Genomic DNA, 23,196 nt, shown 5'->3' with positions numbered 1-23,196 from the left:
ACAAATTTTTTTGACCCACGAAAGTGGGTTTTTTTTTAGAGCTTGGTAGTTTATGAACAACAAAGAGCATATATCTAAACTTACCGGCTCCTTATTGGAAAGAGGCCAGCGTCCAGACGGAGCCTATGACGAGGCATATTTAGCCATATTAGTTAGGCATTTGCATTTGTTATCCCAATTATCTCGCCCGAATCTTCGGATAGCAGTGCCGGTTTTTTCCGATGCTATGCGCATGCTTCATCATCGCCAAGAGAGAATCAATAAACAGCAATTAAAACGTCGGGATGTTATTGGGGCATTAGGATTACTCAAATTTCATATGGAAGCCGTTCATCATTGCGATGTCAAGTTGAACCCTCTTCTAACTCAATTTATGGGCCCACCTATTAATGAAACCGTCGCCCTAGATTACTATGAAAAAAGTGTCATAGGGGAAGTGATGGATATTTATAAAAGAAAAGTGGTTATAGATGAAGACGGGATGAGGCATCTTTATAAAGAAAAAGCGTCCGATGGAAAACATGTCATGCTACCAGAAAATTTTCTTGTCCATCGAGCAAAGCGGCTTCCTTGGATACGCTATGCAATTGAAAATTCCAAAGAAGTATATAGGTTAGCTGAGGAAAGTTGGGTAACTTATGCTTATGCAATGGTAATGGTGGTTCCAACGGCGAGCGGACCTATAAATAATTATTTTCTTGTTATTGTTAGAGGGAAGAAGAATCAACCGTTTAGATTCGTCACCGCATATTATATGGAGGACGATGACGATTTTTTACGCAGAATCGAACCTTTTGCTCCTTTTTTGAAAAGCCCAGAGACAGCGTCAGAGTTTCAGTCTAGCTTGACTTAATACTGATCGTTTCAGCGATCGGCATGAGAACAAAATAGGGCTGGACAGGGCCTCCTCTTGCTCCGGCGGCGAATTCACCTTAAGCTTTCAGCATGCGGCCTTATTCGGCTGTGGCGACGTTGTGGTTTTTAACGGCTACCGTTGCCCGGGCGATTGAGAATCCCGGCGCAAGTTTGCCTGCTTGCGCGGATTGGGGCGACTCATTCGGCGATGTTCTCGCCGAGGTGTTCGAGCAGGTCAAGGATCGTTCGGGTTACGGCATCGCCTTTCGCAACAGGTTGCGGCTGGACTATCTTCCGGATGAAGAATACGCCAGTTGGCCCGGGTCCGGCAGCTCACCGGCCTTGGCGGTTTATGTGAACTCTCCGCACAACGCTTCGCATCGGCCCAGGATCCGCATCGGCCGCGCGCTGAAAAGAATTGCCTGCAGCCGCGATGAAATCGCCTTCGTTATCGCCCATGAAATGGCGCATTTGGGCGACCGGCAGGACCGTTTTTACAGATTTCAACTGGGGCGGTTTTGGCGGTGGTTTCGACGGGAGTATCGGGATCATCGGGAAAGGGACCCGGCCGCGTACGAGCGGTTGCGTGAAGCCATGCTGCGGGAACGAGGGGAAGTATTCACGAAATGTCTGGAGCGGGCCGCGGATTTAAGGGGCCGGGAAATCATGGAGCGCGCTGATTTTAACCGTGATGCCGCCCCGGCTTTCTTCGAGCATATGGAAGATTGGATCGAGGCATTAGGCTTGGGGCATGAAGACGAAACCCACGGCTCGCTTGAAGAGCGCATTGAGCAGGTCGAGGAAGAGGAGCCCGAATGGCCGCGGGCTTTGCGCCCGTGCCGCAGGCTGTTGCTTAAGGAATCTCCTGAAGAACAGGGGGGGTAGGATTTTATCCCAGAGCGGCGATGTCGGATAAATCGCCCACCCACACGACCCCGACGCCCGGCACCGTGACCAAGCGTTCGGATTCAGGACCAAGCTTGGCCCGCAGGTGTCTTAAACAGGTCTCAACCGGATCAGCCGCGGCTTGATATTGATAGCGTTTGCCCATCTTAAAAAGCCGGCCGGCCAGCGTGGCCCAGGGAACCAGCGCTTTTTTGCGTATCGTCAACGCCAGAACATTAAACTCGCGAGGGGTTAACGGCAGGGTCTGTTCTCCCAAATAAGCCCGGCTCTGGGATAAATTGACGCGCACCGGTCCGCCTGAAATCTCCTGGGCCGCGCCCCGGACCTTGATGCGGCGCAGCCATTTGTCGACGGCTTGAATCAAATCGGATGTTTTCGTGGCGCCTTTGATCAAATACCCGTCGGCGCCGATCTCATCCATGCAGAGGCGCTGGACCTCTTCGTCCGCGCACCCTGTAAAGATCAGCACCACGGTGGAGGCCAGTTCCGGGTCGTTTTTAATCCCCCAAAGAACCTCGGTTCCGCTGATGGCGTGATCCCCTAAATGCAGATCGAGGACAACCAGGTCAGGATGAAATTTTTTGCAAAAGTGCATGGCTGAAAACGCGTCCCCGGCAAAGGCCGACTCAATGCCGTGCACTTCCAGGCCGAGCGACAGCCATTGGCAGATCGTCACATCATCATCAACGATCAGGATGCTGGGCCGTTCATGGCGTTGGTTTCGTTTGTTTGTATCCATTGTGATAAACCATTAAGTATTGATCCGGGCGCGTATTTTGTCGATGTGAGTTTGCTCACATGCGGGAACAAGGTTGGTAGAATGAGGCTCTTCGATACCCGTTATTTTTATGCGTCAATTATCCGCGTTTGGTTTGTTGCTGGGGCTTTCGGCCTGCGCTTCGATGGGCCGCAACCCTGCTCCCTTGGCCGTCATCGACGCGCATACCCATGCGGATTTCGACGGCAAGCCGGAAGCCGCCAGCGGTATTCTTTTTACCCGCGAGCAATACCTGCAGGAGATGGGCAAGGCCGGGGTCGTGGGCGCGGTGGCGCATACGGATGAATACGAAAAGGGCTATGCGGATTTGCGCGAGCACGGCGTCGTCCATTGCGCGGGCATCAGGGATGCCGTGGACGCAGCGCGTCTGGAAGCCGGGTTGCGTTCGGGGCGATACGCCTGCGTCAAGATTTATTTGGGCTACGTTTACCGTTATGCCCATGATCCCATTTACGATCCCGTTTACCGCTTGGCGGAAACGTACGATGTCCCCGTTGTTTTTCACACCGGCGACACTTACGAGGCCCGGGGCAAGCTCAAATATGCCGATCCCTTGACCATCGATGAGGTGGCGGTGGATCATCCTAAGGTGAATTTTGTGCTGGCCCATTGCGGGAATCCGTGGATACAATCTGCCGCCGAAGTGGCTTATAAAAACCCCAATGTTTACTTGGACAGTTCGGCTTTGTTGATCGGCCGCTTAAACGAGCTGCCCCGTGAAACCGTCGATGAATACCTGGTGCGTCCGTTGGCCTGGGTATTCGGCTATTTGGAGAATCCTTCCAAGCTCATGTTCGGTTCCGATTGGCCGCTTTCGGACATGGCTTCCTCCATCGAGGCTGTTAAGCGGGCCATCCCCAAGCAGCATTGGCGGGCCGTTTTCCATGACAATGCGGCCGACGTTTTCAAAATCAAGCCCTCTAAGGGTCCGTTAAGGAATTGATCATTAATTCCTTAACGGACCCCAAGCAGCGCGCTTCGAATTTTTAAAAAAGCCCTTGCCAAAATAAAGAAGTTCTGTTAGCGTTGAAAACGTTGGTGTATTTTTAGCGTGGGGAGGGAATTTATGGCGACAGAGTGGTTGAAAATCGTATCCGATCCGTTTTTGAATTTCTGGAGCAGAGTGGTGGCAACGCTGCCGGGCGTTGTGGCGGCGCTGATCCTGCTGTTGATCGGCTTCATGCTGGGCCGGGCGTTGAGGGCCACGGTGGAGCGGCTCTTGGGCATGGTGCGCCTGGACGAATACACCGACAAGGTGGGTTTCAATGAGATTCTAGCCCGCGTCGGATTCGGGCGTTCGCCTTCATTTGTGTTCGGTTTTCTTATCTATTGGCTGGTTGTTCTCGTTTTCATTGTTTCCGCGGCCAATGTCGTTGAGTTGACCGTGGTTTCGGAACTGTTGGAATACTTTGTGTTGTTCATCCCGAAATTGATCGCCAGTATTTTGATCGTGTTCGGCGGGTTGGCGCTGGGGCATTTTATGGCCCAAATCGTCAGCAATGCCGCGGTTTCCAACAGCATTAAGGGCGGCCAGGGTTTGGCCAAGCTGGCCAATGTCGTGGTCATTATTTTTACCGCGCTCATGGCCCTGGAGCACCTGGGCATCAACACCGAGTTATTGGCATCGAGCTTCCAGATCATCCTGGGGACCATCGGCCTGGCCGTGGCTATCGCCTTCGGTCTGGGCGGCCGGGACGCGGCGGCTGATTTATTGAAAGACTTTTTGAAGAAGAAATAGACTAATCGGGCGGCAAGTCCAGAATCCGGGGATTGGCCAGAAGGTATTCCACGGCCTCCTGGTAGCTCCAAAAAAGCAATTCGGAGCCCAGCGCTTTTTTAGATTTTTCCAGGAAAACGCCCACATCGCCGGCTGAGCGCATGTTTTTGACGTGCCCGATGCTCATCACCGGAAGAATCCCCTCGAATTCGGCGTAACGCCGGTGGAGTTGATTGAGCATCCAGGTCAATTCCGTGGGCGCGACAAAAATGTAGTCGAGAAAAATCGGCGTTGTTGATGTCAGGTGCGTCCAAATTTTCCAAAACAGGCTTTGCCGGCGGCGCTCGAGCGCCTCGATGAGATCGGGCGAAGAGGCGGGGGCGTCTTTAACCCGGCGTTGTTGCTGATGGAGGCGTTCCGAGGAGGGGCAAAAGAGCCGTCTTTTGATTTGGCGCCATGGCGACCAGCCGGCTTCTCCGTAGATAGGAATTTCCAGCAGCAGTTTTTTTTGTCCCGATTGCTGCGGCCGATTCATGTCACGTTCATCGACATACCAAGGAACGGCCCAGCTGTAAGCCGACCGATAATCATAGCTGCCATGCGCCGCGTTCATGCGGTCCTTCTTGCGCACCGAAGAATCGGCCAGGATGCCGCTGGCCGCCAGCGCCCGCACAATGTCCTGCGGCGGTTCCATGGCGTAGCCGCCGGCGCGATAGGCCAGACAGCGGTAGGAGGCTCGCGCGGGTTTGCCGATGCCCTCAAGCAGCGCGCGCCCGCGATCAAGATGCGTTTTTTGTTCTTCGTAGGGTAAAGCGGACAAGGACCAGCGGCTAAAATCGAGCCGCCAGCGGCCATCCGCATACCGGGCCGCCAGCCATTGAGGATGCAGATGGAGTTGGGCATCGTGGCCGCGGGCCACGGCGTTTCGGACCTGTTCGCGCCAAGCCGCCAAGATTTCGCCGGCGCCGGGGACGGCGTCTTGATGGCGCTCGTGCGCCCAATAATAGCCGACCTCGGCCATGAGCGTCAGTTTTGCGTCGTGATTTTGGCAGACATCGAGCAGCTGCTCGGTTGGCTCGTATTGGATGTTGAAGAAATCGCCGGAGCCGTCGCCGAATACTTCCCAGTCATTGCTGAGGATGAGGCCGAGCTTCATGAATTCTTGAACGTTTCTTTATAGCAGGATTGAGGGTAGATGGTGATGCCGCGGCGCGCGCAAGCGAGCATTCCTTCGAAGACGCGCTGCGTGTCCGCGACGAAGCACGGGACGAGCTTGTAGCGAAAATCTTTCATCACGCCGTTGAGGTAGCGCCGGCCGAAGCCCGGCGTATCATGAAGCGTGGCGGTCCTCGAATGCGCCAGGGTTTTGACCCGGACAGGCCGGCCTTCATAATCGATGCAAACGGCCTCGAACACTTCGGGTTCGTAAAGATCCACGGGGAACGCTTCCTTCAGGCAGTCTTCGACGCAATGAATCACGATCATGGTGTCGGAGTCCACGCCCAGACCGACGCTCTTGGCGCGGGCCTCGACCAATTTATAGTAGGGGCTGGTTGCATCGAAGGGCCGGATGGATTTGTGATGGTCTTTGGTTAGTTCCGCGGCCAAAGGCCCTTTGGCGCAAGCGGCTTTGATGGGGTGGAGGCTGCGCACGGCGCCGGGCCGCCGGCGAAAAAGTTCGGTCAGCAAACCCGTGGACGAGGGCGTATTCTTGACATCAAACACCCGGCCGCTTCTCAAAAATTCACGCGACGGCGGCTGCGAGAATGAATGCATGGCGATCGTGCCCGACGGTCCGACGATCTCTTCAAGGATTTCCAACAAGCGTTCGGGGGCGAATGCGAGGCGCAGGGCTTTAATGGAGCTGGTTACGATCACGGCGTCGCCGGGTTGAATACCCATGACTTCTTGAAGAAGAGCCCGGACATCCGATTCCGTGAGACGGGGAAGGCAGTTCAGGTAGGCCTCGAAGGCGTTTTTCTTGGCCCGGCGCCAGGCATTGAGCGCAGAATCCGGCAAAATATTTTTAATCCGATTCTTTAAGGACATGACCGGCTTATATGGATCCCAACGTTCGGCTGTCTGGCATTATTCATTTTTTCCGCGCGTGAGCGCTGAAATGGGTACGGTAGGATTCGAACCTACAACCCCTCGCGTGTAAGGCGAGTGCTCTAACCGTTGAGCTACGTACCCATAAGAGAATGGGGCCCGGCCCGCGCCATAAGCCCTTTGCGCCTTGTACTTTTATAAACTTCTGACCGTGTTGGCGACACCCGCGATTTTGGGTCTTTTGGCCGGGGGTGCGATTTTTGCCGGTTTGCCCATTGCCTTCGCCTCCGGCGTCAAGGAACGGCATCGTTCACTGTTGACGTCGATTTCCACCGGCATCTTAATCTATCTATTCGTTGAAATTTGCGCCAAAACATTGGATGAGTTGGAGGATTTGTTGGCTTCCTCCATGGCGGATTACCCGACCTGGGGCGATTTTTGGCTTTACTCGTTTCTGTTCATCGCAGGATTGGCCGCCGGCCTGCTGGGGCTTGTTTATTTCGAGGGCCGCTTCATCAAACAGGGCAAGGACGAAATCCTGCCCATGATGCGGGCGCGCCGGACGGCCCTGTTCATCGCCATCGGCATTGGACTGCACAATCTGACCGAAGGATTGGTGATCGGAGCCCAATATGCATGGGGTGAACAGAACTTCGCGCTTTTGTTGGCTTTGGGTTTTGGTCTTCATAACGCCACAGAAGGTTTCGGCATTGCAGCGCCCATGGCCGGCCATTCTCCCGGTTTCCGCTACCTAATGGGTCTCGGACTCATCGGCGGTTTGCCGACTTTTATCGGAGCGTTATTGGGCGGGGTTTGGGTGAATAAAATGTTGGAAACGTTTTTTATGGCTGTCGCCGCCGGCGCCATCCTTTATATAATCGGGGAATTGCTTCACTTAGGCCGCCGTCTCAAAGGAGAGGCGCTTGTCGAGGTTGGGCTTTTGATAGGATTTGTAGCGGCTTTCGCCACGGAGATGATGATTGTTTCTCAAGGCGGGAGTCTCTAGCGAGGCGCAACGCGTAGGATTAGGATGTAAGGAGGAAAAAATCAATGTCAGACAAGGTGACGTTAAGCGTTATTAAGGCCGACGTCGGCGGCTATGTCGGTCATTCGTGTTCTCACCCCCGGTTGCTCGAGCGGGCCCAGGAGGAGATGAGCAAGGCAAAAAAAGACGGGCTGTTGACGGATTTTTGCGTTTTGGCCTGCGGCGATGATCTTGAGTTGATCATGACGCACGGCAAAGGCGTTTCCAACGACGCGGTCCATGCATTGGCCTGGGATACGTTCCATAAATGCACGGATGTGGCCAAAGAATTAAAGCTCTATGGCGCGGGGCAGGATTTGCTCTCCGACGCTTTTTCGGGCAATATCAAAGGCCTCGGCCCCGGCGTAGCGGAAATGGAATTTTCCGAGAGAAAAAGCGAGCCTGTGTTGATTTTCATGGCGGATAAAACATCTCCGGGCGCTTGGAATCTGCCCGTCTATCGAATGTTCGCGGATCCTTTCTGCAGCCCCGGCTTGGTGATCGATCCGGCCGCCCACGGAGGCTTTACCTTCGAAGTGTTGGATGTCGAAGAAAACAAAACCATCAAACTCAATACCCCGGAGGAATCCTACGATCTGTTGCTGTTTCTGGGCACCATCGATCGTTATATGGTCAAGGCCGTTTACCGCCGTTCGGACAATGAAATTGCGGCCGTGGCTTCCACGGATAAGCTCTCCCATATCGCCGGACAATACGTGGGCAAGGATGACCCTGTGTTGGCTGTGCGCGCTCAGGCTGGATTCCCGGCTGTGGGCGAGGTCCTGGAACCTTTCGCCTTCCCGCATTTGGTTGAAGGCTGGACCCGGGGTTCCCATCATGGGCCTCTGGTGCCTGTCGCCTTCGAAGACGCCCGCCCGACCCGTTTCGACGGGCCGCCGCGCGTCATTTGCGCGGGATTTCAGTTGAACAAAGGCCGTCTTGAGGGTCCTGTGGACTTTTTCCGCGATCCGGCTTTTGACTTGACCAGGAACACGGCTTGGAAAGTCGCGGATTATATGCGCCGCCATGGGCCGTTTCAGCCTCATCGTTTGGGCTTGGAAGCCATGGAATACACCACGATGCCTAAGGTGATGGACAAATTGAAGCATCGTTTCATCGACGAAACCGAGGGCAATGCCAAAAAAAAACAGGCTCATAAAGCGCCTGCGCTGAGCCGGTAATTAGACCCGCACGGTATTGAACAGCCTCCCGCTTTTCGGCGGGAGGCTGTTTTTTGTCTAAAATATTTTTTAAATGAACGATCAAGTCACCGAAGTCCAGGCTAAAATTTTAGCCGCAGCCAAAAGCGAATTCGCCCGTCATGGCCTCAAAGGCGCCCGCGTTCGCGGCATCGCAGCAAAAGCGGGTGTCACCGCGGCCATGATCAATTATTATTACCGCAGCAAAAAAGCCCTTCATGCCGCGGTGGTGGATGAGGCCATGAATCGGCTTGCCGAGCGGCTGGGAAATATTTGGTTCGCGGAGCGGCTGATGGAGCAAAATACGGACCTGATGGCCGGCCGTTTGGCCGGCGCGTATTTTGATTTTTTATGCGAGGAGCAGCAATTGCAGCAATTGCTGATGCGCGAGATTCTGGACCAGGGTCAGGCTGTTTCCGGTTTTGTGCATCGGTATGTCACGCCCATGAGGAGCCTTTGGCGAAGCCGCCTGCCGCCTGAGCGCGCCGATCTCCTGGAGCAGGCCGGCATCAGCATTTTCGGCGCTATTGCCGGATATTTTTTGTATAGCCCCATGCTGGGCGATTTGCTCGGGAAAGAACCCTTGTCGCCGGAAACTCTGTCCATGCGCCGGCGTCATATCGTGGACTTGGCCTCGCGCGTCGTTTCTTCAGCGTCCAATTCCTGATAAAAGACGAATAAATTCGATTTTTCCAGTTTTTTGGGACTCGAGGGAGGCGTTTTTTACCCGAAAGTCCCATGATTCGAATCCTTTATTCATCCAAAATAGATCAGTGCAACGATCCCTTTTATTTCTCCTTTGCGCCCTGGTGTTTGCCCGTGGCGCATCGGCCCTGACCGCGGAGCCACCGCCGAACCCTGACCAACTGGAACAGACATTCGACCGGCGCAGCGCCGCGGCATCGTCTGACGTCAGGCCTTTAGCGTTGACCGGTTTGCGGTCCCCTGAGCCTTCGGCAATCCCCGTCAATCAGCCGCCGCAAAACCCTCGTCGAAAGAGCCGCCTTTTGGTGACTCCGCCCGAGCGTATGAACGCCGATTTTGCGGCCACGGTCGAAGATCATCGTATCGAAGGCTCGGCCTATTTTCCCGCTTATCGCGGCTTGCGCGCGGGTTTTCGCGCCGGCGTTGTCAGCGGAGCAAGTTTTTTGGGCGGACCAGGCATCCCGCTGGCCACATTGGCCGCAAGTCCATATTTTGGTGGTTCGTTGTCTTTTCGCCACGCGGGAAAGAATTGGGATGCCTTGGCTATGGGAACAGCGACTTCGCTCACATTGAGGACGCATCCCGCGTTAGGCCAGGATGATTCAGAAGCGGAACCCGTGTTGTTGACGCCCGCGGGAGTCTTCAGTTTTTACGCGGACAGCATCGGCATTTTGCGCTTATCCGAGCGGGCCGCGGTGGCTATTTTTGGGGCGGCCGATGCTTGGAGCATGACGGCCCCGGGCAGCCAATCGGACCGGGAAGGCAATGTCGGCTTGGCCGCGGCGATGAATCTTTCCGGCCGGGACCGGATTCGCGCCTGGGCGCAGGTCGAGGGGGTTGTTCATCGGGCTGATTCGTTCAGGAATGACAAACCCAACGGCCTTTGGAACGGCGGGGTATTTTTTGACGGCGTGCGCGCGGGAGCCGACTACACGCATCGTTGGACCCCGGAGGACCGGATGAGGCTGTGGTACGAGCATTATTACGGCCCGCTGTACAGGAGTTCCGAAGCAGGTTTTCAAATCGATCATCGCCGCGTCGAGGCGGCCGCGGCTTTGAAATCCCAACGATCCCATTCGCCATGGGCGCTTGATGAAACGGGCGTCGCCGCAACATTGCATGTGGATGTTGGCCGGGGCATCGGTGTTGAAGCCGCGGCTTCGTACATGGATCGTCAGGACATCGAAGGGCATCAATTGGCGCCGGATGTGGCGGTTATGGGCGGCTTGGATTGGCGTCATAACGCCGGCCGCCTGAGGGGAAACATCCGAGCCCGCCGCCGGCTCAGGCGCCAGGGAACCCCGGCGCTGTCGCCGGCTAGGTTTGAGGCCGGCCGCGAGTTTTTTTCTTCAATCGACCGGGATCTCAGGGACAATTTTAAAATCGCGGTTCACGCTTCTGACAACCTTTCTTCTTTTGCGCAAAATCTCCGGGTCGCCGATGCGAAACAAATTGTTCAAGCCGCCGCTCTCATGACGTATTCATTGAACGACTTGAACTATAACTTTGATGAGGGTGATACCATCAACGCGGGCAATGCTCAGGATCTTTACCGGCGCTGGCGCGAGAGCTACATTTCAGGCCAAGAGGATCCCATGATGGTTTGCATCGGCGCCGCGCAAGTCGCATCGGAATTGGCGGTTGATCTAGGCGCGCGCCTGGGATTAAACGTTGAAGCGAGCAGCATTAAGGTGGTTTCTATCGATGAAAATGAGCAATCCATCGGCCATGCCGTGCCCATGATCCGTCTTCCTGGGGAGGGGTTTGTTTTTGTGGATTGGGGAAATATTATTCCCACCAACACGTTCGACCCGGAGGCGGCCTTGGCCGTTTACCAGGCTCAAAACGGAGGCTTTGCGATTTTGCATACGGTGGGCGATACGCCCCGCGGCGGCCGCTATGATGGGCGCATCATCACCGAGCAAGGCCGTCCTGTTCTTGATGCGGCCACATTCCACGGGGATCCAAATTTACCCAGACCGGCGGGCCCCGATCTTTTTCATGATGATCCGCGCGGCGCTCCGATTACCCGCGACCGGGCGCTGGACGCCCTGGACCGGACGCTCGAATAAGCGGCGCCGGTTTTTACCGGCGGGCCCTGCGTTTCAATTGGCGCCAGGTTATCTGAGCCAAAGGATCGATGCTGTTTTGTTCGTAAATTTCTACGGCCGTGGACGCCCAGCCCTCGTAACGTTCGGCAGGGGATAAATAGACCCGGGTGAAGAGTTTGACGCCGGCGGGCGCACGTTCCGATACCCAGTTGGCTGCGGTTATTCTTAAATTCATGTTGCGCAAAGGCGATCGTCTGAGGAACCCTTCCTCACTCATCCGCCATAAAGCGACGGCCACGGCGTCTCCGTTTAGCCCTGTTTCCGAATTCAGGTAAAGACTGATGTTATGAATCGGCGGATCGGTTCGGCGTAAATCAACCATCGCATAAACCCAAGCGATCTCGGCGATATAAATCCTGCGGTCGGAAGCATCATAGCGTTCGATGTCCGCAGCCCTGATCCGCCAATAGTCGTTGATGATTTGGCGCGGGTCTTCCAGCATCAGAACTATTTCTTTGCCGTCCGCAGTCAAGGTTGCGCTGCGCAGGGTGACTGAGCCCAGCCAAACCCACCGGCCATTGAGGCAAAGATAGGAGTCCGGCGCGCCATGAAGCGCGCTGCGGTATTGCAGGCGCCGCCACGGCAAACCATGATCATCGACAAACGCAGAATCAACGGTTATTTCATCTTTGGTCCAAGGGTGTTGGGGCCGGGAATTTTCTTCGCAAAAGCGCCATTCGCTCGCTGTCCATTGCCGCCAGGATGCCCGTTCGTCAAGATAGCCGTTGGCTTCGCTTTCCGCAGATAAAGCCGGGGATTCCGGCGGTTCATCGCAATATCCGTTTTGGGCAGACAGGCCGATTGTAAGCCAAAGAAGCAGAGAATATTTAATCATGGACATCCTAAATTCATATATACACCCACTTTTGTTTAAAGTCAACCAGTTTTTTATTTTTTACGCGTATTGACATACGGATTATTTTATGTTAAATGTTTGTTTAGAACAACAATTTAACAAAGAAATTCGAGGCAAAAGCGAAGGAGTTCGACAATGATTAAAACAGGAACGGACATTCTCCCCGGGCCGCAAGGAATCCGATTATCCGATTCATTGCGCATCGGCAGCATGATGGTTCGCAACCGGCTTTACCGCGCGCCGGTGCTCGAAGGCTATCTAGGCGAGAAGGATTTTATTCGAGCGTATGAGGAGCATTTCATCCCCAATGCCAAGGCCGGTATCGGTTTAATCATTATGGGCTCCTCCTGTATTGATGAAGAGGGTCATGCCGCCCCGGGCATGATCTCGGTGCACTTACGGGAGAACGTGCTTCCCTTGGCCCGTTTAACGGCCCGGGTTCATGAGCACGGCGCCAAAATCGTGATGCAGTTGGGTCATGGCGGGTATTTTGCTCTCGAAGGCTGGCATACGGCTTACAAAAGCCGCAGAAAAAAGCCGTTGATCGGCCCCAGCCCTCTGCCTTTGCCTTTTTCCTTAATGATCAGGCCTGTTCATGCGTTAACAACGGCGGAAGTTTACGAGTTGGCTGAAAAATTCGGACGCTCAGCGGCCTTAGCCAGGGAAGCGGGTTTAGACGGCGTTCAATTGGCCGCGGGCAACGGCAAGCTGCTGCATCAATTTTTGACCCCGTATTTTAATCGCCGTACGGACGAGTTCGGAGGAACGGTGGAAAATCGGACCCGTATTCTTAAGGTGATTCGGGAATCCATCGCCCGGCACGCAGGAGCTGATTACCCGGTTTTAACCAAGCTGCCCATGATGGACACCCAGCATGCGAAGAGGCGCATCACGCTTGAAGACGGCCTCGCCATGGCGCGCCTTTGCGAGCAATGGGGTTTCGCCGCCATTACGCCCACAACCGCGGACGCGTTCCCGACCGCAAAAGTGACGCGCGGCGATTATCCGGCCGGCGTCTACGAAAACGGAACCATTGCACGGCAAATGCGAGAAGCCTCCGGTTCTTGGTGGCGCTTTCACCTCTATCGTTGGACGACGGCTTACGCCGCCCGGCGCGAACCATTTCAAAGCGTTTGGAATCGCGACATTTTTGCGGCGATCAAACGAACCGTGTCCATTCCGGCATTTGCCGTCGGCGGCATCCGGTCTTTGGAGGATATTGAGTCCATTCTAGGTTCGGGGCAGGCTGATATGGTGGGCATGGCCCGGCCGTTGTACGCGGAACCCGACTTGCCGGCCCGGCTGTTGACCGGTGACCGGCGGGCGTCGATTTGCGAAAGCTGCAATCGCTGCGTGTTCATGGCGCTGGCTTTGGGCAACCGGGGCGGCTGTTACAACCCCGATGTCAATAAAAAACGCGCCGCCTTATTGCGCGAGCGTTCCCAACAAGCAGAAATTCTGATTTAGCGCGTCCGGCGTAAATCCCATGGCATTTCCTGGTTATTCGCTCTAAAATTAGTCAAAATAACGGGTCGAATGCGGGGGGAATTGATGTCGCGCCGGGGTAGCTCAGCGGTAGAGTAGCGGTTTCGTAACCAGAATTAAACCACGCCCCCCAACTTTGCTGATGTTTGCCCTCCGACGATTTAGCGATCATCGATTTAATCCTTCTTCCCACCTTGACCAATAAACAAAAGTTAACCTCTCAAGAGCCGACGTCAATAAAAAAAACAAATCTTCACCGTTGGGCAGTTTGGATATTGTTGCCGCTATGTTTGTTGTGTTTGGTGTTTCAGGGTGGACGGGCGATTCTTAATCATTCGGCCACTTATGACGAACCTTATTTTATTACCGCAGGCTATAGTCTTTGGAATACAGGAGATTTCAGGCTAAGAAAAGATAAGGGCATTTTGCCTATGTCCTTGGTTAGCTTGCCCCTGATTTTCACAAATGTGCGCATGAGAACGGATACGCAACTCTGGAAGGATGCTATTTATGCCAGATCGCCCGAGCCCAGCGAATGGACCAAAGCCATTCCTTTCGTGGAAGATTTTATTTTCAACAATGTTATTTCGACCTCAACAATACTCTTGGTCAGCCGTTTGATGGTTCTGGCGGTTTCGCTTTTGTTGGCATTGGGAGTTTTTTCATGGGCCAAACGGCTCTATGGCATTAAGGGAGGATTGCTTGCTCTGGCTTTGTATTCATTTTGTCCAAACATTTTGGCCCACTCGTCTTTAGCCACCGAGGATCTTCTGATCACAGCCTTTTTTTTCATGGCGACGTATAGTTGCTGGCTTTATTACGAGAAACCTGTCGCCGTTAGAGCCATAGGTTTGGGCGTTTGCGCGGCCCTGGCCCTACTATCCAAGCACAGCGCTATTATTCTGTTGCCGGCCTTGATCGGCGCCGTTTGGTGTTCAATGCGCTTTAGCAGCGAAAAACCCGGACCAAGGCTGTTTCGATATATTCCACTGGCAGCGTTCTCGCTGATCATAACCATCCTTCTTTTCTATCGCTTCATCCATGTTGATGAATACTTCAAGGGTGTCTTGGGTGCTTATCGGTATATCAGCCGTGGGCAGATGAGTTATATGGCCGGTCAGTATTCTTCAACCGGATTTTGGCACTATTTCTTTTTTACATTTATTGCCAAAACCACGATCCCAGCGTTGCTGCTTGGAACCATCGGGCTTTGGCTGGAATTTCAGGATCGCCTCCGTAGGCGCACCGTTTTTTTTCTTTTTGTGCCGGCCGTAATTCTGCTTGCAGCCAGCATATTTACCCCGCTTAAAATAGGCCACCGGCACATCTTGCCTATTTATCCGCTGTTGTATGTATTGTGCGCTAAGATTACGCAAAGCCCAAGGCTTAAATTCGCGGCCTTATTTCTATTGCCATGGCATATTCTTTCGGCAGTAAGCATCGGTCCTCACCATTTGGAATATTTCAATGAAATGTTCGGCGGGGCTAAAAAAGGTTGGCATTATTTAGTGGACTCAAACATCGATTGGGGCCAGGATTTGCCGTATTTGCGCCGCTATATCGAACAGTATCCTGACGCCGAGGTCGTGCTCATCTATTTTGGGCCTGTGCCTCCAAAATCAATCGGCTTTGAGTTCCAGGATTTCATGTCGGAATTCCGCGGACTGCATTCCCATATCAACACCCCAAACCCCAAACAAGAAATTTTAGCCATCAGCGTCACGAAGCTCCAGGGGGTTTATTTCGCACCTCAACTTGGCGCCGATCCTTTTTATTGGCTCAAAACGTTTCAGCCTATCGATAGAGTCGGGCACTCTATTTTAATTTACGACATCACTGACAACGCAAAAGTTCATGAAATGTTGGCTCACTATTATTATCTTTACGGTCAAAAGCGTCATGCTCTTAGAGAAGCTCAGCGAGCCTTGGCCTTGGACGGGAGCACGACGTGGGCCAAATATGTTGCCGCGATGGTTCTACTAGATCAAAACCGGCCCCGCGAAGCATTGAATTATTTAATCCCTGCCATGGAAACCGACCGCCATCCAGGTCTGACTCAACGAATGGCCGTGACGCCTCAGGTTAAAGGATTTTATGCGCAAGCACTGATGAATCTTGGCGTTCTTTGTTTAGATGAAAGGAAATATGCCGAAGCTGTTCGGTTGAACTATTTAGCCGGTCAACTTGATCCGGGCAATTACAGGGCGCTTACCAATCTTGGTATTGCCTATTTAAAAAATGATCAGCCCAGGCTGGCTCTTGATGCCTTTGAACAAGTTTCAAAACTAGGTATTGCCGATCCCATCGTGTCGCACAACAGAACCCTCGCGTTAAAAGCCCTGGGTTATCTTAAGTAGCCCTTATTTAGGTAGGCCTTGTCCTTGGCGGATTTTGCCGATTAATCTGTCACTGCAATCGAAGAGTAGAAAGGGCGCGTATCAAATTTTGCTTGGCTTCGCTTGAATGGGGATTTTGCTTTAAGGCTTCGCGGTAGCAAGAGACGGCCTCATTCCATTTTCCCTGCTCCTGCATGGCCACCCCTAAATTGTTCCACGCTTCCCAGTAATCGGGTTTAAGCTCAATTGCCTGTTGGTAGTGGGCAATAGCCTGTTTGACCTCACCCCGGTCATACAAGTAGGTTCCCAGATACCAGTGTGCCATGGGGAGATTTTTATTTAGGTTTAGGGCGGTCTTGCTGAAGAAAGCCGCCTTTTCCCACATATTTTTGAACCCAAACACCTTTGCCAGTCCTAGGTGAGTCAATGGATGATTCGGTTGAATTTTAAGCGCTTCAAGATAGTGCCGTTCCGCTTCATCGAGTCTGCCTTGGTCGCTCAATAAATTACCCAGAGCTACATGAACAGGAACATTAGGCCCCGTAACTTTCAAGGCACGCTGATAAAGAGTCTCGCTGTTACGCCAAAACTGCATCTGATAAAAAGTTCCGGAAACACTCAAGATAAAAATTAGCCCACCCGCAATCCAGTATGTCCAAAATCGCTGCCTGGACATTATTTCGTTTAAGAACCAGGAGATTGCGATAAAAATACCTATGCTGGATAAGTAGGTATAGTGATTATGGAAAACTGGAATGTTTCCGAAGGAGGGAATCAAATTGAATAGAAACCAAAGCCAACCGGCAATCAAGTAGGGTCTTTTGACGTATTGCGCTGAAAATATCGCAGTCAATCCTACAACAGAGATAAATGCCTGGATGCTTCTCCAAAGAGACAACGAGTCAGGCGTCAAGGGATATAAAAACGCTAAATTGACCGGCCAAATAGTTCTTGTTAAATAATCGAAACAACGATTTAAAGAAATTTCAATAATATGCGATGCATTGAATGGTTTTATGTTTGTGACGATAAAAGTGGATCCTGCCATCGTAATGACACCGGCAATCAACGACAAAATAAAAAGCGGTATTTTTTCTAGAAAAGATTTCAGGATCGTCGATCTGTCGCCCCATCGAAAACGTTTGAGCGGCCAAAAATCAAAAGCCATCATTCCTAGTGGGAGGGCCACGATCGAAGCTTTGGACATGAGGCCGAGCGTATAAAAGATCAAAATAGCCGCATAAAGTTTCCATCCCGGCTTTGATATGTAATTGGCGTAAGCAAGCAAGGTAAGTCCGACAAAAAATCCGCTCAAGACATCTTTTCTTTCGGCGAGCCAAACGACTGATTCAACCTTCATGGGGTGAGCGCTAAAGAGCGCCGCAGCCAAAAGGCTGCAATCCAACCGTCCGGTAATTCGAAAAAGAAAAAGAAAGAAAAATGCAGCACTAGCTGCGTGGAGAAGGACATTGGTCAGGCGGTGCCCCTCGGGATTGAGTCCATAAATTTCTACATCCAGCATATGAGAAAGAAAAACAAGCGGTATCCTCCAAGTGTATGGTTCTATCTTGGAAAAGAAAGAATCAGGTTGGAATGCCCACCGTACGCTGTCCTTAGTTAATCCGCTGCGTACGTGTGGATTCTTCGTGATCTGAACAGAGTCATCGACGCTCAAAAATTCGAAAGAGAGGGATGGCCAAAAGACGCCTACCGAAACCACAAAAAGACCCACGGCGGCGACCGCTGCTTTGTGCTTGGAAAAGAACGGGAAAGATATGCAGGTCATCTGGGTTCCCGCATCCTAAAATTTCCCCGAAGGAATTGAGTTGCTATTTTGCGTTTGGTTAAGCTTGTTGACAGCAACGATCTGTGTTTAGAAAACATAGGAAAAATATACTCAAGACTATATTGACAGTTTTTAGGATAAAGATTCCACATGATTCGCCAGGGGTGACGTCGGCTCATAGGAAAGATCTTTGGGCTAATAAAAAGTCAATTTATTTCAGGTTTTGGTGATTTGATTTTTAGCTAAGCCCAATAAATCGACGGATGCCCGGACGGCTTCGTCCGGGCATTTGTTTCCGGCGCTGAAAACTTCCCGTGGCGTGGTTATTCGCTCTAAAATTAGTCAAAATAACGAGTCGAATGCGGGGGGAATTGATGTCGCGCCGGGGTAGCTCAGCGGTAGAGCAGCGGTTTCGTAAACCGTTGGCCGCGGGTTCGATTCCCGCCTCCGGCTTGGTTTTTCAAATCTTCGGCCGGCGGAAATCGAACTGACCATGCCGGCAACCGCTTTATCCCGAATCACCACCAGAAGCATTCTCTGGGGCCTGCCGTTGGTGTATTTCGCGGTTGTGGTGACGTTTTATCTGCGCACCTACGACTCGGCCCAGGTTAAAATCACCGTCGCCCAAATGGGCATCACCGCGCTCTTGGGCCTTTGGCTGATGGAGAAGCTGGAAGAGCGGCGCTTGAGCTTGAGCGCGGAATATTTGCCCGTTTATGCGCCCTTCGCGGCCCTGCTTTTATCAGGCGCGTTTTCCTACCTGGTCGTTTCCCATTTCAAGCTTTGGAATATCGACGACATGGTGCGGCGCCTGCTCTACATGAGCGCGGCCTTGATCGTGTTCGATAAAATCCGCAGCCTCGATGCCGTGGAGCGGATCCTAAAGTTTTTGCTCCTGGCTCTTTTCGTTTCGACGTTTTACGGCTTCATCCAATTTCTAGACTCGCGTTTTTTTCCGCCGAATTCCGCGTCCATGCCCGTTTTTGGGCTGGATATTTTTATTTGGCGCCAGGCGTTTCAAAAGCGCATTTTCTCCACATTCGGCAATCCAAATTTCTTCGGCGACTACATCGTGATCATGACCCCGATCGTTTTATCCTGGGCCTTGGCCAAAAAAAGTTTCGCGGCATGGTGCCTGCTGGCGTTGGCTTGGTTCAACGTCGCGTTTACGGAAACGAAGGGCGCTTGGATGGGCGTGGGGATTGTCACCTCCCTATGGGTGGTGCTTTATTCCTTATGCATTCCTCTTCCTTTCGTCGAGTATTTGAGAAAGAAAATCCGCTCCGTCATTATCGTCACCGCCGCCGGCGCGCTGACGCTTCTGATGCTCACGCCGGGGCTGAATCCTTTCTCCATTCCTTTCCGCATCTACACATGGCTGTCCACTTGGGAAATCATCTCAGGCAGCCCCGTCGCAGGCATCGGCATCGGCAATTTCCGCCTGGCCTACTCCGCCTATCGTCGCCCGACGATTTTTCATATCGAAGCCAAACATAATACGGAAACGGATCACGCCGAGAACGAACATATCGAAGTGCTCATGGACGAGGGTATTTTGGGCTTCGGTGTTTATGTTTGGCTGATTTTCATGGTGAGCCTTTTGTCTTACCGGGCGCTTCAGCGCTGGCGCCGGGACGGCCGGGTGGATGTGCGGGCCTATCATTTATTGGGCGTTTGGTCCGGATGGCTGGGCACCATGATTCACAATAATTTCGACGTCAGCATCCGTTTCGTTTCCAGCGGGGTGTTCACCGGCCTGTTGCCGGCCATGGCCGTGGCGTTGGCCTTGAGCGACCGGACCTGGCGCGAAGCCGCGGTCGCTCCGGTGCGCGCGATCATGGAAACGTCGCCGGTCATGAGTGTCTTAAGACGCCTATTTCAAGGCGCCGCAGCCTTGGTCGTGGCCGTTGTCAGCTACAAGATTTTCGTCGAGTTTTTCGACATCCAGCAGCGCATGCTCGGCTCCACGCACCCCGGCGATCAGTTGATGGTTTTCCTGGCCTGGGCGTTTTTCATCATGTTTATGGGTTTGAGCGCGTACAGCTATTTTCATTCGATCTGGAACGCTAAAAGCATCCTGGCTTGTTTGGCTGCGCCTTTGTTAGCCTTTCCCATATACTTTTTCTGGGGCTGGTTCAGGGGCGACGTTCATCATAACGTGGCCATCGTTCATTCCAAAGGGCGTCAGTGGGATGACGCCATCAAGCACTATCAGCAGGTGATCAAGAGAAATCCGGGTTTCGTCATGTCGTATTACTTCCTGGGCAATGTGTTCAACGACCGCTGGGATATGGAGCCCAAAAACAGAGCCGATTGGGGCGATCCCCCCGGCGTGATGCGGCGCGATTTCGACCGCGCCATCGAGGTTTACGAGCGCATCCGCAATACGCTCGCCCCCAACTATGTTCAGATGCATTATCACGTCGGCAATCTGTTTTTGAAACGGGCTGAATGGGGCATTCAAAACAACGAGCCGCCGGAAAAAATACGCGAGTTTTATGAGGAATCCGTCCGCCGGTACCGCCTCTATCAACATCTGGACCCGGTATTCCCCGATAATTATTACCGTATGGGCTATGTTCTGACGCGCCTCGGGCGTTTCGAAGATGCGCGGCAGGAATTCAAAAAGAGAATCCTGGCTTTCCGCTGCGCGGACTTGACCGGCAACGGACCGTTCGCTTCCCTGATCAATCAATCGCATTGGACCAGCCATGCCCATCCCGATCCCGAGGCTTATCTGAATTTGTCGAAAAGCTATTTGATGTCCGGCGATTACCGCAAAGCGGTGGCGACCCATATCGGCTATCTTCGCCAAATCGATCCCAATAATCAGCAGATCCAGGGCGAGCTCGGAGTGCTGATGCACAACAGGGACGCCATTTTGCAGAAAATCCGCCAGATGGCGCCCGTTTCCTCACCGGGCGTGGGCTACGGCGTCGAAAAGTCCGTCATCGGCAAATAGTGACAAAAAGCCGGGGTTTCATGTTCGCCTTTCTTCTGCTTGTGATCCACAGCGTTTGCCCGTTGCTGTTTTTCACCAATTTCACCAGGAATCCGTATCAAACCCAGATTACATTGCTTCATTTGTGCGTTCTGGGATTGATGGTCGCGTTGCTGTGGGGATTCGCCCGTTCGCCGAAGGCATCCGGGGAGCCCTTCCCTTGGCGGGTGTTTTGGCCGTTGGGCGCATTCACCGCCGTTTGTTGGATCAGCTGGGGGGTGTCGTGGCGGGCGCACGGCGATTTTTTCAGGCCGTCGATTTTGGCCGAGGGTTTAAGGGTCAATTTGTTTTGGCTGGTCAACGCCGTTTTCGTGCTGGCGGCCGGCGTTTTAACGGGGATGGAATTGAAGCGCCGCCCGGAGAACGCGCTCGACCCGGATTACCCGACGCTGGCGGGCGCCGCTTTGTTCGGCTGCGGCTGGCTCTTTTACCATCGCATGCGCCTGCCGAATCCGCCGAGCGCCTCGGAGTCCGTCATCGGTTTTTTATGGGATCCTTACGGATTTTTTTTGTGGGCGGCTTTCCTCATTTTTTTGTTTTATCGGTGGAAGCGCCGGGGGCCCGCTGTTTTGTTTTGGGTCAATTACGCGGTCGGAGCGTTGGCCAGCATTTACGGCATCGGGCAGTATTTCGGCGTTGATTTCATCTGGCCGAGGAATTTGAATCCCTACGGCTCGCGCGCCATCTCGACGTTCGGCAACCCGAATTTTTTGTCGCCTTATTTGGCCACGCTGATGCCCAGCCTCATTGTCGGCGTTTGGGCTTCCAAATCGTGGGGGAGCCGCCTGATTCATGGGTTGTTGTTTTTTATTTTTGAAGCCGGCCTGCTCTCAACGCTGACGCGTTCGTCTTGGGCCGCGGCGCTCGTGGGCGCGGGCGTGACTCTTTGGCTGCTGCGGCGTTTCGGCGATGATGCGCCGGCCGGCGCCGATGCCCGCCGGCCATGGAAGTCCGTGGGGGTTCTGGGCGCGGGCGCGGTGTTATTTTTTCTGCTGTGGCCCCCCGGCGCCCAGAAAGGCAGCCCAACGGCCGTCGGCCGGTTGCTCGAGGTCGGACAAGTGGTGGCCGATGAAGCGCAGGCCGCGCCGCCGTATCAGCCTTTTTTTCAACGCGTGCTCATTTGGTCCGGATGCTGGAAATTCGTCCGGGAGCGTCCTCTCTTGGGCAAGGGCTGGGGTACGCTCGAACTTTTTTATCCTTTTTATCAGGCGGATTTGCTTTACAACAAACGTTTCGGCCCCCTGCGCACGCATGCCAACAACGGGCATAACGAGTTGATCGAAGTGTTCTCACAGACAGGTTTTCTGGGCGCCGGGCTATTTTTCGGATTTTTTGCCGTCTTTTTTATTTGGTCCGTCCGCAATATCCCGACGCTGATCGCGCCGCCGCGGCGCTTGGCCGCCTGCGGTTTGATCGGCGGCTTGATCGGGATGATGGTGGACAACACCTTAAACGTCAGTCTTCATTTCGCCATGCCCGGGTATTTATTCTGGTGGTTATTGGGCAATCTGGCGGTTTTTTACCCCATCCCTGCGTCGGCCGCGATGCCCGCGTCCGGAGCAAGCCCGCGTTCGCGGCCGTGGGCGCGTTGGGCCGCGGCCGCCCTCGGCTGCGCCGTCGTCGTTGCCATGGGCGTGCGTTTCAGCCGTTATTGGCTTTCCGAGTTTTATTATTTCCGCGGGTTCGTCCTGCATCGCGAAGGAAAGCTCAACCCTGCGCTGGACCGGCTCCTGGCGTCTCACCGGCTTTTTCCAAGAGAGGTGAATAAGAATTACGAACTGGGCAATGTGTACGCGCGTTTGGGCGACGCCGAAAAAGCGATTTGGGGCTATACCGAAGCGTTGAAATCAAATGCCGGCTACGATGAGATTTTTTTCAACCGCGCCGTGCTGCTGGGCAGCCTGGGGCGCACTCAGGAGGCTCTCGACGATTACCTGGCGAGCTTGTTCATTAACCCCGCGAACCTCCTTGTTTACAAGCAGTTGACCAGCACCATTTTTTTGAAAGACACGCGTTTTTACGGGGACATGGCCTTGCGGGTTTTGCGCCGGGCGCTGCATTTTTTTCCAAACGACAAAGAAATTTTGAACAACCTGGGCTCATTTTCGCTTCAGGCCAACCGGGGGGAGGAAGCCGTGGCGTATTTTATCGAGGCGTTGAAGGCGGATCCGAGCTATGAAATTACGGCGCGCAATCTTCAGGGTTTGATGGCCGACTATTGGCGCAAGGGAGAGCGTTCCAAGGCCGAGGAAATCCGCCGGCGCTGGAGCGAGTCCGTGGGCCGGGCCCCTGGATTGCCGCCTCGTTAGCCCCTCCCGGTTATGGCCATCAGCCCGTTGCGATTTAGGCGAATTGGTGTTACTCTTAAAATAGGATTCATGCGTTTTA

Annotated in this window: 17 protein-coding genes and 2 tRNA genes; 13 read left to right on the top strand and 6 right to left on the bottom strand. The window is 53.4% G+C overall.

Features of this window, described 5'->3' with window-relative positions; genetic code table 11:
• The first annotated feature begins 52 nt into the window (after positions 1 to 52).
• Together HYT79_01660 and HYT79_01655 are read left to right on the top strand one after the other, a co-directional pair.
• Complete coding sequence (locus HYT79_01660; protein MBI2069282.1) at positions 53 to 853, top strand: hypothetical protein; 801 nt, start codon at positions 53 to 55, stop codon at positions 851 to 853.
• Positions 854 to 945: 92 nt separating this feature from the next.
• On the top strand, positions 946 to 1,740 hold the full coding sequence (locus HYT79_01655) for a M48 family metalloprotease (protein MBI2069281.1): 795 nt from the start codon (positions 946 to 948) through the stop codon (positions 1,738 to 1,740).
• A 4-nt stretch (positions 1,741 to 1,744) separates the two neighbouring features.
• Here the strand turns inward: HYT79_01655 and HYT79_01650 are convergent, their stop codons facing one another.
• On the bottom strand, positions 1,745 to 2,500 hold the full coding sequence (locus HYT79_01650; GenBank protein ID MBI2069280.1) for a response regulator transcription factor: 756 nt from the start codon (positions 2,498 to 2,500) through the stop codon (positions 1,745 to 1,747).
• A gap of 109 nt (positions 2,501 to 2,609) precedes the next feature.
• On the opposite strand from HYT79_01650, the gene HYT79_01645 reads away from it, so the two are divergent.
• Positions 2,610 to 3,482 carry an amidohydrolase family protein gene (locus tag HYT79_01645; protein ID MBI2069279.1) on the top strand — a complete coding sequence of 291 codons (873 nt, stop codon included), beginning with the start codon at positions 2,610 to 2,612 and terminating at the stop codon, positions 3,480 to 3,482.
• Between the two features lie 123 nt (positions 3,483 to 3,605).
• A complete protein-coding gene (locus HYT79_01640; protein ID MBI2069278.1) occupies positions 3,606 to 4,277 on the top strand; it encodes a hypothetical protein in 672 nt (223 codons plus the stop codon).
• Position 4,278: 1 nt separating this feature from the next.
• On the opposite strand, the gene HYT79_01635 is transcribed toward HYT79_01640, so the two are convergent.
• From HYT79_01635 to HYT79_01625, 3 genes are all read right to left on the bottom strand, one after another.
• Positions 4,279 to 5,412, bottom strand: coding sequence for a hypothetical protein (locus tag HYT79_01635; GenBank protein ID MBI2069277.1), 1,134 nt, complete (start codon positions 5,410 to 5,412; stop codon positions 4,279 to 4,281).
• Positions 5,409 to 6,305, bottom strand: coding sequence for an AAC(3) family N-acetyltransferase (locus HYT79_01630; protein ID MBI2069276.1), 897 nt, complete (start codon positions 6,303 to 6,305; stop codon positions 5,409 to 5,411). Before HYT79_01630 ends, HYT79_01635 begins: the two co-directional genes overlap by 4 nt.
• Before the next feature lie 71 nt (positions 6,306 to 6,376).
• Positions 6,377 to 6,449: transfer RNA gene (locus HYT79_01625), tRNA-Val, on the bottom strand.
• 67 nt (positions 6,450 to 6,516) lie between these two features.
• On the opposite strand from HYT79_01625, the gene HYT79_01620 reads away from it, so the two are divergent.
• The 4 genes from HYT79_01620 (at position 6,517) to HYT79_01605 (ending at position 11,305) form a co-directional block, all read left to right on the top strand.
• Positions 6,517 to 7,311 carry a ZIP family metal transporter gene (locus HYT79_01620; protein ID MBI2069275.1) on the top strand — a complete coding sequence of 265 codons (795 nt, stop codon included), beginning with the start codon at positions 6,517 to 6,519 and terminating at the stop codon, positions 7,309 to 7,311.
• Positions 7,312 to 7,355: 44 nt separating this feature from the next.
• A complete protein-coding gene (locus tag HYT79_01615; GenBank protein ID MBI2069274.1) occupies positions 7,356 to 8,510 on the top strand; it encodes a fructose 1,6-bisphosphatase in 1,155 nt (384 codons plus the stop codon).
• Between the two features lie 73 nt (positions 8,511 to 8,583).
• Entirely contained in the window at positions 8,584 to 9,195 is a 612-nt protein-coding gene (locus HYT79_01610; protein ID MBI2069273.1) for a TetR/AcrR family transcriptional regulator, read from the top strand.
• Between the two features lie 106 nt (positions 9,196 to 9,301).
• On the top strand, positions 9,302 to 11,305 hold the full coding sequence (locus HYT79_01605; protein ID MBI2069272.1) for a hypothetical protein: 2,004 nt from the start codon (positions 9,302 to 9,304) through the stop codon (positions 11,303 to 11,305).
• Between the two features lie 13 nt (positions 11,306 to 11,318).
• Here HYT79_01605 and HYT79_01600 read toward each other — a convergent pair whose 3' ends face one another.
• On the bottom strand, positions 11,319 to 12,185 hold the full coding sequence (locus HYT79_01600) for a hypothetical protein (GenBank protein ID MBI2069271.1): 867 nt from the start codon (positions 12,183 to 12,185) through the stop codon (positions 11,319 to 11,321).
• Positions 12,186 to 12,335: 150 nt separating this feature from the next.
• On the opposite strand from HYT79_01600, the gene HYT79_01595 reads away from it, so the two are divergent.
• Together HYT79_01595 and HYT79_01590 are read left to right on the top strand one after the other, a co-directional pair.
• Positions 12,336 to 13,667: an NADH:flavin oxidoreductase gene (locus tag HYT79_01595; GenBank protein MBI2069270.1), complete on the top strand. Its 1,332-nt coding sequence runs from the start codon at positions 12,336 to 12,338 to the stop codon at positions 13,665 to 13,667.
• 491 nt (positions 13,668 to 14,158) lie between these two features.
• Positions 14,159 to 16,042, top strand: coding sequence for a glycosyltransferase family 39 protein (locus tag HYT79_01590; protein ID MBI2069269.1), 1,884 nt, complete (start codon positions 14,159 to 14,161; stop codon positions 16,040 to 16,042).
• A 49-nt stretch (positions 16,043 to 16,091) separates the two neighbouring features.
• Here the strand turns inward: HYT79_01590 and HYT79_01585 are convergent, their stop codons facing one another.
• The gene (locus HYT79_01585; protein MBI2069268.1) at positions 16,092 to 17,807 is read right to left on the bottom strand and encodes a tetratricopeptide repeat protein; all 1,716 of its coding nucleotides are present in this window, start codon (positions 17,805 to 17,807) and stop codon (positions 16,092 to 16,094) included.
• A gap of 381 nt (positions 17,808 to 18,188) precedes the next feature.
• Here HYT79_01585 and HYT79_01580 point away from each other — a divergent pair.
• The 3 genes from HYT79_01580 to HYT79_01570 all read left to right on the top strand — a co-directional run bounded on the left by HYT79_01580 (position 18,189) and on the right by HYT79_01570 (position 23,117).
• Positions 18,189 to 18,260, top strand: a tRNA-Thr gene (locus tag HYT79_01580).
• Between the two features lie 40 nt (positions 18,261 to 18,300).
• A complete protein-coding gene (locus HYT79_01575) occupies positions 18,301 to 20,769 on the top strand; it encodes a tetratricopeptide repeat protein (protein MBI2069267.1) in 2,469 nt (822 codons plus the stop codon).
• Positions 20,770 to 20,789: 20 nt separating this feature from the next.
• A complete protein-coding gene (locus HYT79_01570) occupies positions 20,790 to 23,117 on the top strand; it encodes an O-antigen ligase family protein (GenBank protein MBI2069266.1) in 2,328 nt (775 codons plus the stop codon).
• Positions 23,118 to 23,196 lie beyond the last annotated feature (79 nt).

It is taken from the genome of Elusimicrobiota bacterium (assembly GCA_016180815.1).
Lineage (GTDB): Bacteria > Elusimicrobiota > Elusimicrobia > JACQPE01 > JACQPE01 > JACPAN01.
This window is presented reverse-complemented; position numbering and strand designations above follow the sequence as displayed.

Excerpts from the sequence above, each read along its gene's own strand:
- HYT79_01655 (MBI2069281.1), top strand. The coding sequence starts at position 946 with ATGCGGCCTTATTCGGCTGTGGCGACGTTGTGGTTTTTAACGGCTACC.
- HYT79_01615 (MBI2069274.1), top strand. The coding sequence starts at position 7,356 with ATGTCAGACAAGGTGACGTTAAGCGTTATTAAGGCCGACGTCGGCGGC.
- HYT79_01585 (MBI2069268.1), bottom strand. The coding sequence starts at position 17,807 with ATGACCTGCATATCTTTCCCGTTCTTTTCCAAGCACAAAGCAGCGGTC.
- HYT79_01570 (MBI2069266.1), top strand. The coding sequence starts at position 20,790 with ATGTTCGCCTTTCTTCTGCTTGTGATCCACAGCGTTTGCCCGTTGCTG.
- HYT79_01630 (MBI2069276.1), bottom strand. The coding sequence starts at position 6,305 with ATGTCCTTAAAGAATCGGATTAAAAATATTTTGCCGGATTCTGCGCTC.
- HYT79_01640 (MBI2069278.1), top strand. The coding sequence starts at position 3,606 with ATGGCGACAGAGTGGTTGAAAATCGTATCCGATCCGTTTTTGAATTTC.
- HYT79_01600 (MBI2069271.1), bottom strand. The coding sequence starts at position 12,185 with ATGTCCATGATTAAATATTCTCTGCTTCTTTGGCTTACAATCGGCCTG.
- HYT79_01575 (MBI2069267.1), top strand. The coding sequence starts at position 18,301 with ATGCCGGCAACCGCTTTATCCCGAATCACCACCAGAAGCATTCTCTGG.
- HYT79_01650 (MBI2069280.1), bottom strand. The coding sequence starts at position 2,500 with ATGGATACAAACAAACGAAACCAACGCCATGAACGGCCCAGCATCCTG.
- HYT79_01590 (MBI2069269.1), top strand. The coding sequence starts at position 14,159 with ATGAGAACGGATACGCAACTCTGGAAGGATGCTATTTATGCCAGATCG.
- HYT79_01595 (MBI2069270.1), top strand. The coding sequence starts at position 12,336 with ATGATTAAAACAGGAACGGACATTCTCCCCGGGCCGCAAGGAATCCGA.
- HYT79_01635 (MBI2069277.1), bottom strand. The coding sequence starts at position 5,412 with ATGAAGCTCGGCCTCATCCTCAGCAATGACTGGGAAGTATTCGGCGAC.
- HYT79_01660 (MBI2069282.1), top strand. The coding sequence starts at position 53 with ATGAACAACAAAGAGCATATATCTAAACTTACCGGCTCCTTATTGGAA.
- HYT79_01610 (MBI2069273.1), top strand. The coding sequence starts at position 8,584 with ATGAACGATCAAGTCACCGAAGTCCAGGCTAAAATTTTAGCCGCAGCC.
- HYT79_01645 (MBI2069279.1), top strand. The coding sequence starts at position 2,610 with ATGCGTCAATTATCCGCGTTTGGTTTGTTGCTGGGGCTTTCGGCCTGC.